Annotated in this window: 14 protein-coding genes; 5 read left to right on the forward strand and 9 right to left on the reverse strand. The window is 63.7% G+C overall.

Annotated elements, in window-relative coordinates; all coding sequences use genetic code 11:
* Positions 1–3: 3 nt before the first annotated feature.
* From leuB to leuD, 5 genes are all read right to left on the reverse strand, one after another.
* Positions 4–1,107, reverse strand: a complete 1,104-nt coding sequence (leuB, locus tag NKH80_RS22470; protein WP_352751430.1) for a 3-isopropylmalate dehydrogenase — start codon at positions 1,105–1,107, stop codon at positions 4–6.
* A 139-nt stretch (positions 1,108–1,246) separates the two neighbouring features.
* Positions 1,247–1,597, reverse strand: coding sequence for a VOC family protein (locus NKH80_RS22475; RefSeq protein ID WP_352690956.1), 351 nt, complete (start codon positions 1,595–1,597; stop codon positions 1,247–1,249).
* A 51-nt stretch (positions 1,598–1,648) separates the two neighbouring features.
* On the reverse strand, positions 1,649–2,032 hold the full coding sequence (locus NKH80_RS22480; RefSeq protein ID WP_254817900.1) for a RidA family protein: 384 nt from the start codon (positions 2,030–2,032) through the stop codon (positions 1,649–1,651).
* 321 nt (positions 2,033–2,353) lie between these two features.
* Positions 2,354–3,280, reverse strand: a complete 927-nt coding sequence (locus tag NKH80_RS22485) for an Ivy family c-type lysozyme inhibitor (RefSeq protein WP_352690936.1) — start codon at positions 3,278–3,280, stop codon at positions 2,354–2,356.
* 61 nt (positions 3,281–3,341) lie between these two features.
* Complete coding sequence (gene leuD, locus NKH80_RS22490; protein WP_352823244.1) at positions 3,342–3,947, reverse strand: 3-isopropylmalate dehydratase small subunit; 606 nt, start codon at positions 3,945–3,947, stop codon at positions 3,342–3,344.
* A 155-nt stretch (positions 3,948–4,102) separates the two neighbouring features.
* Here leuD and NKH80_RS22495 point away from each other — a divergent pair, with 155 nt between their 5' ends.
* The 4 genes from NKH80_RS22495 (at position 4,103) to NKH80_RS22510 (ending at position 5,903) form a co-directional block, all read left to right on the forward strand.
* Positions 4,103–4,528: a GNAT family N-acetyltransferase gene (locus tag NKH80_RS22495; protein WP_352690938.1), complete on the forward strand. Its 426-nt coding sequence runs from the start codon at positions 4,103–4,105 to the stop codon at positions 4,526–4,528.
* Positions 4,529–4,620: 92 nt separating this feature from the next.
* Positions 4,621–4,932, forward strand: coding sequence for an ArsR/SmtB family transcription factor (locus tag NKH80_RS22500; protein ID WP_352690939.1), 312 nt, complete (start codon positions 4,621–4,623; stop codon positions 4,930–4,932).
* Positions 4,932–5,378, forward strand: coding sequence for an SRPBCC family protein (locus tag NKH80_RS22505; RefSeq protein ID WP_352823248.1), 447 nt, complete (start codon positions 4,932–4,934; stop codon positions 5,376–5,378). The genes NKH80_RS22500 and NKH80_RS22505 overlap by 1 nt, the downstream gene beginning before the upstream one ends.
* Before the next feature lie 36 nt (positions 5,379–5,414).
* Entirely contained in the window at positions 5,415–5,903 is a 489-nt protein-coding gene (locus NKH80_RS22510; protein ID WP_352507370.1) for an SRPBCC family protein, read from the forward strand.
* Positions 5,904–5,939: 36 nt separating this feature from the next.
* Here the strand turns inward: NKH80_RS22510 and NKH80_RS22515 are convergent, their stop codons facing one another.
* From NKH80_RS22515 to NKH80_RS22530, 4 genes are read right to left on the reverse strand one after another with little or no spacing between them, the layout of a single operon-like run.
* Positions 5,940–7,106 carry an NAD(P)/FAD-dependent oxidoreductase gene (locus tag NKH80_RS22515; protein ID WP_352507371.1) on the reverse strand — a complete coding sequence of 389 codons (1,167 nt, stop codon included), beginning with the start codon at positions 7,104–7,106 and terminating at the stop codon, positions 5,940–5,942.
* 30 nt (positions 7,107–7,136) lie between these two features.
* Positions 7,137–8,723: an ATP-binding protein gene (locus tag NKH80_RS22520; RefSeq protein ID WP_352993541.1), complete on the reverse strand. Its 1,587-nt coding sequence runs from the start codon at positions 8,721–8,723 to the stop codon at positions 7,137–7,139.
* The gene (locus NKH80_RS22525) at positions 8,711–9,403 is read right to left on the reverse strand and encodes a response regulator transcription factor (RefSeq protein WP_352507373.1); all 693 of its coding nucleotides are present in this window, start codon (positions 9,401–9,403) and stop codon (positions 8,711–8,713) included. Before NKH80_RS22525 ends, NKH80_RS22520 begins: the two co-directional genes overlap by 13 nt.
* Positions 9,404–9,407: 4 nt before the next feature.
* Entirely contained in the window at positions 9,408–10,952 is a 1,545-nt protein-coding gene (locus NKH80_RS22530) for a DUF4153 domain-containing protein (protein WP_352823252.1), read from the reverse strand.
* A gap of 281 nt (positions 10,953–11,233) precedes the next feature.
* Between NKH80_RS22530 and NKH80_RS22535 the strand changes: the two genes are divergently transcribed.
* Positions 11,234–12,112, forward strand: coding sequence for an HpcH/HpaI aldolase/citrate lyase family protein (locus NKH80_RS22535; protein ID WP_352823273.1), 879 nt, complete (start codon positions 11,234–11,236; stop codon positions 12,110–12,112).
* Positions 12,113–12,122 lie beyond the last annotated feature (10 nt).

Consider the following 12,122-nt stretch of genomic DNA (forward strand, 5'->3'; position numbering starts at 1 on the left):
GGATCAGCCCAGGAACTTGGCGATGATCGCGTCGCCCATCTCAGCGGTGCCGACCTCGGTCATCCCCGGCGAATGAATATCCCTGGTGCGCAAGCCCTGGTCGAGAACGGCGGCGATCGCGCCTTCCAGCCGGTCGGCCTCTTCAACCATGCCGAAGGAATAGCGCATGCACATGGCGAATGAGGCGATCATGGCGATCGGATTGGCGATGCCCTTGCCGGCGATGTCGGGCGCCGAGCCGTGCACCGGCTCGTAGAGCGCCTTGCGCTGTTTTGTCTTCGCATCCGGCGCGCCGAGCGAAGCCGACGGCAGCATGCCGATCGAGCCGGTCAGCATGGCGGCGATGTCGGACAGCATGTCGCCGAACAGATTGTCGGTGACGATGACGTCGAACTGCTTCGGCCAGCGCACCAGCTGCATTCCGCCGGCATCGGCCAACATGTGATCGAGCTTGACGTCGGCATAGCGCGCCTTGTGCGTCTGGGTGACGACCTCGTTCCACAGCACGCCAGATTTCATCACATTGCGCTTTTCCATCGAGGTGACGTGGTTCTTGCGCGTGCGTGCCAACTCGAAGGCAACGCCCGAAATGCGCTCGATCTCGAACGTGTCGTAAACTTGAGTATCGATGCCGCGCTTCTGGCCGTTGCCGAGATCGATGATCTGCTTCGGCTCGCCGAAATAGACGCCGCCGGTGAGCTCGCGCACGATGAGGATATCGAGCCCTTCGACCACCTCCTGCTTGAGCGAGGAGGACGCCGCCAGCGCCGGATAGCAGATTGCCGGCCTTAGATTGGCAAACAGCTCCATGTCCTTGCGGAGCCGCAGCAGACCCGCCTCCGGGCGCACCTCGTAAGGCACCGCATCCCATTTCGGTCCGCCGACGGCGCCGAACAGCACTGCGTCCGCGGCCATAGCCTTGGCCATGTCGGCATCGGAGATCGCCGCGCCATGCGCGTCATAGGCGCAGCCGCCGACAAGGCCCTCATCGGTGACGAAATCGCTGCCAAGCCTGTCGTTCATGGCGGCGATCAGCTTCTTCAACTCGGCCATCGCCTCGGGGCCGATGCCGTCGCCGGCAAGCAGGAGAAGATTTTTCGAAGCCATGAGAACCGTCCCGATTGTTTAGCGCATGAACGCGGCCTTGCTAAACGCCAAGCAGCCGGCGCGCAAGCCTGCGGTTCAGAGCATCGGACCCAAAAGTGGAAACCGGTTTTGGGAGAATCCGATGCTCAAGCCAAAACGCCTACAGATGCGAAAGGATATTGACCAGCCTGCCGAACGGGTCGCGTACGAAGAAGCGCCGCACGCCCCAGGGTTCGTCCGCCGGACCGTATTCGATGGCAAAGCCGGCCGTCCTCATGCTTTCAAGCGCGGCATCGACGTCGTCGATTTCGATAGAGATGTCCGGCACCGGCGTTCCTGACCCTCCTTCGGCCATGAAACTGACCTGCACGGACATCGTCTCTTGCGAGCCGTAGGTAGCGATCCAGCCCATATCCATCTTGAGATCGAGGCCGAGCACATCCTGATAGAAGGGTTTTGCCGCCGCGATATCCTGCGTGTCTATGTTTGCAACGATGCGCCTGACCTTCACCATGGGCCGATCCTCGTGCTAACCGTGTCGTTGTCGCAACCGTGACAGGCATCAGGCTGTGCGCCGCAGCGCCGTCACCTCGATCTCGATCTTCATCTCCGGCTTGTTGAGCTGGCACACGATCATCGTTGCCGCCGGCCTGATCTCGCCAAAGGCCTCGCCGAGGATCGGGAACACCACATCCACGAAAGCCGCATCGGTGATATAGTAATGTGCCCGCACCACATCGGCCATTTCGAAGCCGCCGTCTTGCAATGCCTTGGCGATGGTAGCGAGGCAATTACGGGTCTGCGCCTCGACCGTCTCCGGCATCGTCATAGTGGCATAGTCGTAACCGGTCGTTCCGGAGACGAAACACCAGTCGCCCTGCACCACGGCACGCGAATAGCCGGCGGTCTTCTCGAAGGGCGAACCGGTGGAGATCAGTTTTCGCATGGGGCGGCCTCGCTGGGTTGCTGAGCGTCGTCTAGCAGAGGGGGGCCGGGCGGGTCATGAGCCAAGCTAGGCAAATTGTTGTCACGAGGCGGCAAGACGAAAACCTCGGAGATTGGCCGGAGCATCTATCCCGTCGTCATCCTATGGCGGAGCAAGGAGCGTATCGACGCAGCGTAGACCATAGGATCCATGCCGAGACATCACGGGCTTTGCCACGGTGCAGAATTTCTGCTCAGCCGCCTTCCGACAACGGTCGCAGCAAGGATCCTCGGGTCAAGCCCGAGGATGACGAATGCGCAGTTGCGACCCCTTGTCGAAACCTTAATTGGCCGACCCCAGCGCCTTGTCCAGCGCTTCCTTGACGTCGGCCGGCCATGTACTCACCGCCGGCCACGCGTCCGGCTCGGGCTTGTCGCCGCGGCGGGCGAAATAGAGCTTATGGTTGACCGGGTCGACGGCCATGAAACCGTCATTGCCGCCGCAATCATGCGGCACGCAGCCGCTGGCAAAAAAGGCGCCCGAAGCGGTCTCCTCAGTACCGCCGCCGACCAGCAGGCTGGTCGCCATGTCGGGCATGTCCTTGCCGAGCAGCGTCTCGGCTAGCCTGTAGACGGCCTCGTTGTGAAAGGCATCAATGATGTTATCGTATTTCGACGGATCGACGTCTTTCCACTCCGTGCCCGGCTCCGGCATGTAGGTCAGATTACCGGACGTCGTCAGCCCGTCCGTCGGCGACCATTGCAGCGCCGGCTTGGAATCGCCCGGCAAAAGATAGGGTACGAAATAGATGGCGCTGTCGGAGATCGCGGCCGGTGGTGCGCCGCATTCATCCTGCTCGACCGTGGTCGTCTGGATCGTGCCGCCTTCCGGCTTCCACACGATCACCTTGGCCGGGCCGCATTGATTGCCGCCGTCGCCGACATCGACCAGCGCCACCTTGACACCGCCGACCTCGACGACCTTGTCGAAGAAGACGTCGTAATTGCGCGCCAGTTCCTTGCCGTCGAAGGCGAGCACCCGTTCCCCGTACTCTTCCTCCTGGGTGATGGTCAGCTGGCCACCCTCGAACGGGATCGGCGCCTGTTTGTCATTGTCGGCTAGGGCCGCATTGCTCAACGCGCCCTGGTCGGCCCCGCCGGACGCATCGTCAGCCGGCACGAGCACCATATCGGTCTGTGCATGCGCGCCTGCCACTGGCATCAGAATCCACGCCAGCGCGCAGGCCCCTGCAAGAAGCGAACGTGTCATGACTGTCCCCTCCGTTCAGCCGCCACGAATCCGGTCTGTCGCGGCCAGGTCATCGTACCGCTCAGGCCCAGGGGCGCTCAGCAGCATTCTTCTTCTCGAACGAAGCGATGGCGCCAGCCTTCTCCATGGTCAGACCGATATCGTCGAGCCCGTTGAGCAGGCAGTGGCGCTTGAACTCGTCGAGGTCGAACTTGACCACGCCGCCGTCCGGCCCGCGGATTTCCTTGGTCTCGAGATCGACCGACAGCGTCGCGTTGGAACCGCGCGACGCATCGTCCATCAGCTTCTCCAGGTCTTCAGCGCTGACGGTGATCGGCAGGATGCCGTTCTTGAAGCAGTTGTTGTAGAAAATGTCGGCGAACGAGGTCGAGATGACGCAGCGGATGCCGAAATCGAGCAGCGCCCACGGTGCATGTTCCCGGCTCGAACCGCAGCCGAAATTGTCGCCGGCGACCAGGATCTGCGCCTTGCGGTAGGCCGGCTTGTTGAGCACGAAGTCCGGGTTTTCCGAATCGTCGTCCTTGTAGCGCATTTCGGCGAACAAGCCGGTGCCGAGCCCGGTGCGCTTGATCGTCTTGAGATAATCCTTGGGGATGATCATGTCGGTGTCGACATTGACGATCGGCATCGGCGCGGCGACGCCGGTGAGCTTGGTGAATTTTTCCATGGTTCTTGCCCGTCTTCTTCTCGTTGCGGGGAATTGCTGGCGCCCGGTTTACACAAAGCCGCGGGCAAATAAAAGGCGGCTGTTTCTGGACTTCCGTCGTCGATCGAAACACAAAACGCTTCAAAACCACCGGCCCATGGTGCACTTTTATCGACATGACAACGCGATCCACGGTCCTCTACGCCAGCGAACCGGACCTCGGCACCGCCGAGTTCCGCCGCGTGCTGGTGGAATCCGGCCTCGGCGAGACACGGCCCGTCGATGACAACACTCGATTGAAGGCGATGTTGTCAGCGGCCAATTTGGTGCTCACCGCGCGTCTCGACACAGAAGGCAAGCCGCTGGTCGGTGTCGCTCGCGGCATCACCGACTTTTCCTGGGTCTGCTATATCTCCGAGCTCGCTGTTTCTGCATCGGCGCAAGGGCTGGGTATCGGCAAGGGCCTGATGGATGAGGCACGCCGGCAACTCGGACCGTCCGTCGCCATCAGCCTGATCTCCATGCCCGACGCCGTCGGCTTCTATGAGCGTATCGGCATGGAGCGCATGCCCAACGCATTCTGGTTCGGCCGCAAGCGCTGAAATCCACTTTCAGCGACCTCAACCTGCGCATCCTCGGCCAAGGTTCTGCCTCTTGACATGCAACCATATGGTTGCATATTAGGGTCATGAGCATGGATGCCGTCTTTCGCGCCTTGGCCGACCCGACACGTCGGCGATTACTGGACAGCCTTCATGCAAGGAACGGGCAGACGCTGAACGCGCTGTGCGGTGAGATGGACATGACGCGCCAGGCGGTGACCAAGCATCTGGCGATCCTGGAAGAAGCAAACCTCGTCACCACCATCCGCCAGGGACGCGAGAAGCAACATTATCTGAATCCGGTTCCCATCAACGAGATCGCCGAACGCTGGATCGGCAAATTCGAGCGGGGGCGACTGGGCGCCCTCAGCGATTTGAAGAAACGCCTCGAAAGGGAAGACTGATGAGCAACATTTTCGTTTATGTCACCTACATCCGCACCTCGCCCGAAAAACTCTGGCAAGCGCTGACCGAGCCGGAGTTCCAGCGGCAATATTTCCTCGGCGCCCAGATGCTAAGCGACTGGAAACAAGGTTCGGCGTGGAAGATGGTTTACACCGACGGCCGCGTCACCGACAACGGCGAGGTCCTCGAGATCGATCCACCCAAGCGCATCGTGCTCAAATGGCGCAACGAGTTCATGCCCGAGATCAAGGCGGACGGCTACACACGCTGCACCTTCGCCATCGAGCAGGAGGGCGAGATGGTGAAGCTCGCCATCACACACGAAGCCGATGGACCGCACAAGCTGCTTGGCCATGTGGCGAACGGCTGGCCGCTCATCCTGTCCAGCCTGAAGAGCCTGCTCGAAACCGGCAAAGGCCTGTCGCGCCCGGCGTCGAAGGCTTGAGGTTGTTTCGATAGCGAAACGTTTCTGGAGACAGCGATGTACAGTGCCGCGGTGCACAGCATGACGAATGGCAAGGCCGTTATGGCGAGCGCCGATGTTTGCGCGCCGCCCGAGCGGATCTTTGACGCGCTCGTTACACGCGAGGTCGAGCGCTGGTGGGGGTCCGCCACGACCTACCGGATGACCGGATGGACGGCCGACCTCCACGTCGGCGGCCGCTGGAGCGTCACCGTCGAGACGGCGGCCGGCAGACACCTGCCCGCCAGCGGCGAATTCCTGGAGATCGAAGAGCCGCGCCGAATCGTGCAGACGCGGAGATACGGCTGGGACCATCCGACGCTTGGCCGCCGCCAAACCAAAGTCGCCTGGCTGCTGGAGCCGATCGCCGGCGGCACACGCGTCACCATCTGCCATGGCGGCTTCGCCGGCCTCGCTGCTGCCGCGACGAAGCATGCCGAAGGCTGGGCCCAGGTGCTGGGCTGGCTTCAGGCGTATCTTGGTACGGACGGCTTGGCGGCGGCTTAATCCACCAAGCAACGGTAGCATCCCTTCGGGCTAGCGTTAAATTACATTCAATTCCCGAAACGGCCGCCCATCGGCGATCCGGCTATACCCGAACGCCGAGCAATCCACCGTGCGATAGCCGCCATGCACGATCAGTTCGGCCAGCGCCTTGCCGACGGCCGGCGCCTGCTGCAGGCCGTGGCCGGAAAAGCCGTTGGCGAAGAGGAAATTCTTCACCTCAGGATGCGGGCCGATCACCGCATTCTGGTCGAGCGTGTTGTAGTCGTAATGGCCGGCCCAGGCACGTGTCGGCTTGATCGCCTCGAAGGCGGGAATGCGGGTGGCCAGCACCGGCCAGATCACCTCTTCGAACAGCGGCCAGTCGGGCTCGAAATCACCGGGGTCGGCAGGACCGTCGCCCTCTTCCGGCTCGGCACCGCCGGTGATGTAGACCGAGCCCTCCGGCCGGACATAGATGCCTGAGGGATCGACCAGCAGCGGCATGTCGGCGTATTTTTCGCGTGCCTCGAAGACGAAGACGTTGCGCTTGCGCGGCTCCACCGGCAGCGCCAGCCCGGCCATATCAGCCACCTTGCCGGCATTCGGCCCGGCGGCGTTGATAACGGTGCCGGCCTCGAGCCGCTCGCCATTGTCGAGGCTGACGCTGGCGACGCGGTCGCCCTGGCGCTCGATGCCGGTCACATCGGCGGTGATGAAATCGATGTTTTCGCCCCGCAGCGCCTTGCGGAACAGCATCAGCATCGCATGCGCATCGAACCAGCCTTCGCCGCTGCGGCCATAGGCGCCGGCGGTGATGCCCTCGGCCGACAGCCATGGAAACCGGCGGACAAGCGCCTCCGCATCCTCAAGCACGATGTCGGCGCCCTCGGCCATCTGCGCCTCGTGGTTGGCCTTGAGGATCGGCAGCCCGTTTTCGCCGGCAAGGATAAGATAGCCGCCTTCGCGAAAGCCGATATCGGCGTCCGCGCCAAACTCTTCCCTGAGCCGCCGGAACAGTTTCAGCGTGAATTGCGACAGCCGGATGTTTTCCGGGATCGAGAACTGCTGGCGGATGGAGGCGCAGGACAGCGTGGTCGCGGCGCGGGAAAATTGCGGGTCGCGCTCGACAAGCGCGATCGAGCCCGAAAACCCTTCCTCGCGCAGATAATAGGCGACCGAGGAGCCGACGATGGCTCCGCCGATGATGACGATGTCATAATGCACCTTTTGGCCCTTCCGATCTGAACCGCCGAGTCACGCCGCCGGCAGGATGATCTCGAAGCGCGTGCCGCTCGCTGAGTCAACCAGCCGGATCGTGCCATCATGCGCTTTCAGGAGGGCCAGCACGATGCCGAGGCCCATACCGGTGCCGCCTGAATCGCGGCGCGTGGTGAAAAACGGCTCGAAGATGCGAGCCTGGTTGCTGGGCGAAATGCCGGCGCCGTCGTCGCTCACCTGGATCGTCGCCTTGCCGTCCGCGCTCGCCGCCGCAACGGAAACGAGCGTTGCGCCATGCCGCGCCGAATTGTCGATGAGATTGGCCAGCACGATTGCCGCGTTCTCGGCCGAGATGCGCAGGCCGATATCGCTGCCGGCCTCGAGGCGCATCGCCAGCCTGTCCTCGGCCGGCAGCAGCGCCAGCGCAGCACCGAGCGACGTGCTTTCGCCGCTCGGCTCGAGATTTTCGGCGCGCGCCAGGTCGAGCAGGCGGCGCACCAGAAGGTTGAGCCGGCCGGCATCGGTGACGATATTGTCCGAAAACCGCCGCCGCTCGGCCTCGTCCATCGCGCTGCCCGAATCGCGCAGCAGTTCGGCGGCCCCCTGGATCGCCGTCAGCGGCGATTTGAGCTCGTGCGAGACGTGGGTGGCAAAGGTCTGGATGCCGTCGGAGCGTGCGTGCAGCTTTTCGGCCATGTCGAGGAAAGCAGCAGAGAGTTCACCCATTTCGCGCGTGCCGTGGTGATCGAGCGGCCTGATCGCCGCGCGGTCGCCGGCGGCGATGCGTTTCGTGCGTTCCATCAGCGCATAGATCGGACGGCTGACGGCGCGCAGGAAGACCAGCCCGATCAGCAGCGCGCCGCCGAGGATGGCGATTGCCGCCAGCGCCACCTTGCCGCGCTCGCCATAGAGATGCTTGACGATGTTGTTCGGCGTCCGCGACAGATAGACGACGCCGGCGACCTTGCCGGAGACCGCAACCGGCATGGCCACGAAGACGCGAACCTTGGTGCCGCGGCTGACCGAATAGAGCGGCGGCGACGGCTGGTCGGGAACCCGCAGCCTGAGCGCGCTGGCGTAGCGGCCGGCAAGCGCTGCGCGAACCTCTTCGACAGCCGCGAGCGACAGGCCGGCCTCCTCACGGCCGGCGATGACCACGCCTCTGGGATCGAGCAGCCGGAAGCCGGCGAGCGTGGTCTTCTGCGTCTCGGCAAGAATGCCCGACAGGCGTGCGCCGCTTGCCGCGCAGGCGGGCTCGGCGCTGGCCGCGGTGGCCGCGGGCCGGGTCGGCAGGATCCCGTCGGACGCAAGATCGAGGCCCGGTTCGATCGGCTGGTAGGGAGAGGCCCGATCGCTGGTGTTGGGTGAAGGCACGGGTGCGCCTAGCTTTTCCGGGGCAAGGCCGGCCTCGCGAACCTCTTGCGCATAGATCGCGCCAAGGGCGGCGCCTTGGGCGATCAGCTCGGCCTCGGTCTGCCTGATCAGCTGGTTCTCGTAGAGCCGGAAGAAAAACAGGCCGGCCAGCGGCAGCGCCATCACCATGATCAGGATGGCGATGACGACCGTGGCGAGGCGAGGCCGCCATTTGCTGCCAATCAGTTCTTGGGCGCTCACGCGCCGCATCCGCCCAGCCGAAAACCGACGCCGTGCACGGTCTCGATCGCGTCGACGCAGCCGACGGCCGCCAGCTTGGCGCGGATATTGCGGATATGGCTGTCGACGGTGCGGTCTGCGACATGGATATTGGCCGCATAGGCGTTGGCCATCACCATGTCGCGGCCAAGCACATGCGCCGGCCGCGCCAAAAAGCCTTTCAGAATCGCGAATTCGATCGACGTCAGCGCCAGCGGCTTGCCGTCGAAGCTGGCTGTATGGCTTGCCGGAACCAGCAACAGTCTGCCATGCGAGAATTGCCGGTCGTCGGCTGGTTCCGGCGTGGGCCGGGAGCGGCGCAGGATGACGTTGACGCGGGCGACCAGCTCGCGCGGGCTGAACGGCTTGGTGACATAATCATCGCCGCCCATCTCCAGCCCGAGCACGCGGTCGATCTCTTCATCCCGCGCGGACAGGAACAGCACCGGCAGGTCGGATGTGTGGCGCAGCCGCCGGCACACTTCCAGCCCGTCCATTTCCGGCATGCCGATGTCGAGCACGACGAGATCGGGCGCATGGCGCTCTATCGCCTGCAGGGCAGCCGCGCCGTCCGGCACCGCCAGCGTTTTCATGCCGGCCTTTTCCAGCGCGAAGCAGATGATTTCGCGAATGTGCGGGTCGTCGTCGGCGACCAGTATGTGGTTCGGCATCAAATCAGCGGCCCGGCATGAAGGGTTCGGACATCGGAGGAACCACGAACGGGCCACGCCTGTCGAGGGCGCGGTTGAGCCGCCAGTCACGAAAGCTCCAGCCCCGCCAGTTTTCCTGGCCGGCGCGGAAGCGTGCTTCGTCCTGTGCATACCAGCCGGCGAGTTCGCGGATGGAGGCATCCTCCGCGGAAACCGTCCTGCTCTGGTGCTGGACGAAGCGATCGAGCGCTGGCAAGGCGCCGGGCCCGAGCGAGCGCAGGTACCAGACGTCGAGCTGGGTGCCTTGGCCGGTCATTTCGAAGCAATGGTCGACATTGTAGTTGGCGATCAGCGCGGCAAAGTTGATGAACGAGCAGGCATAGAGCGTCGCCGATAGCGTCAGAAGATTGGCGGCAAACAGCCATTCGTTGGACTTTTCGCGCGCGATGCGGGCTATGATCAGGACAAGGCCCGCCGCCACCAGCCCCATCCAGACGAACGCAGCGACACGCCAATAGGTCAGCGCATAGATACCGACATAGAGATCGAGCCGCAGGATCGACGAGACCACCAGGAGGATGTTCTGCGCCACCCAGGCATAAACCAGCCGGCGGATGAGCGGATCGCCGGAGGTCGCACTTCCCGGCCGCAGCGCCGCCAGCACGAAGCCGGCGGCCAGCAGCGCCGTGACGATCAGCGGATAGGCGCCGCGATGCGCGTAGGCGGCATAGGTCAGCCGGTCTGGAAGCGCGATGCCGCCCCACAGATAGGTGGCGTCGAGTGCGCTCTGCACCGCGAACAGGATGTTGAAGACGACGAGCGCGCGGAGGATAGCGGCCTTGCCGAAGACGATGTCCTCGATGGTGGTCCTGGTGGCCGGCGTCGCCGGTGCGCTGGCTGGCGACACCCTGCGGCGGCGGAGAAAGCGCGGCAGGCGCGGCTGCAGAAATGCCCAGACGCAGGCAAGCACGAACAGCCAGAAGGCGAGACGTGGCAGCTGGACGAGGTCGAGCAGTGCCATCAGGTCGATCAGCGAGAACCAATATTCAATGACCGGATTGGCGGCGCCGAACAGCGCGAGAAACACTGCGCCGAGGCTCAGCGGCATGACCCAGACGGCGATCGCCGCAAGGCGCATGCGTCGTCGGCCAAGCCGCCGCGCCGCCTTGCGCCAGCGGAAGAAATCGCGGATGAACCGAAAAGGCGCTGCGAGCAGGAAGGTCAAAAGCTGGCCGGCAACGCGGGCAAGCCCGTGTCGCAATCGCCCTCCCAGCGAAAGCACGAAGACGGCCATCGCCGCCAGCGCAATGGAGACGGACAGTGCGCTGACATTTTCCACAAGCGGCAGCAGCCCCACAAGCAGCGCAACCGGCTTGAACAAGAACTTGCCATCGTTGAAGACGCCGAGAGGACGGAGAGCCATGCTCGCCGCGGCAATCGCAACGCCGAACAGGAAAAGCGTGATGCCCGCCGGTTGGCCATAGAAGAAGAAATCGGCCAACGCGACGAGCAGGACGGCAACGCCGAAGCGGCTGCAATAGCTCGGCGCCGCCGAGAGGAATACTGTCATGATCGGGCTTTCTCGGCGGCTTTGATGCGGCCGGTGGGCAGGGATTTGCGGACGAAAGGGAGGAGGGTTGCCAAAGTCTGGGGCGGATCGACGAGCCACCAGCTTTCGCGGCGAAGCCGGTACGGCACGGACCAACGGGAGTTCGTTTGCTCTTGCATGCCGCCCTTGTCGCATTCTGCCGGGTGGCAAGCGGGGCGCAGACGAGGAGATTTTCCGAAATTACGTGCAGTTTTTATGCACGGCTTGCCTCGGCTGGCTGCAGGCGGCATAGATCGAACATGATCACCGAAAGCTACCGCCCGCGCCGCTCGGTGCTTTACGTTCCGGCCTCGAACGACAAGGCGCTGGCCAAGATTCCGCCGCTGACCTGCGATGCCGTCGTCATCGATCTCGAGGACGCCGTCGCCCCGGTCGACAAGCTTTCCGCGCGCGAAAAACTGGCGGCGATTTTCGCCGGCCGTTCCAACCGGCGCTGCGAAATGGTGGTGCGCATCAATGCGCTGTCGAGCGAATGGGGCGCCGACGATCTGCTGGCCGCGGCAAAATGCACGCCCGACGCCATCCTGCTGTCCAAGGTCGACACTCCGCGCGACATCCTCGAGGCCGGCGACGTGCTAGACGACAATTTTATCGCGGACGAGGTCAAATTATGGGCGATGATCGAGACGCCCAAGGCGCTGCTCAATATCGGGCCGATTGCCGAGCTCGGCCGCGACCCGGCCTCGCGCCTGGTTTGTTTCGTTGCCGGAACGAACGACCTGGTCAAAGACACCGGCATTCTCGCCACGCCCGATCGGCGCTATCTCGTGCCATGGCTGATGCAAATGGTGCTCGCGGCGCGTGCCGGCGGCCTCGACCTGCTCGATGGCGTCTTCAATGATTTTCGCGATATGGACGGGTTTGCGCGCGAGTGCACGGAAGCGGCCGCCATGGGTTTTGACGGCAAGTCGCTGATCCATCCGGCTCAGATCGAAGCCGCGAACCGCGCCTTTGCACCGTCGCCCGAAGCAATAGCCGAAGCGCGCGCGGTCAAGGATGCCTTCGCGCTCGCCCAAAATACCGGTAGGGCGGTAGTTGCGCTGAACGGCAAGATGGTCGAGCGGCTGCATCTGGCGCAGGCCGAAAAACTGCTGGCGAAGGCCGCCGCTGTTCGCGCATGACTAACGCAAC

It is taken from the genome of Mesorhizobium sp. M0904 (assembly GCF_040319475.1).
Classification (GTDB): Bacteria; Pseudomonadota; Alphaproteobacteria; order Rhizobiales; family Rhizobiaceae; genus Mesorhizobium.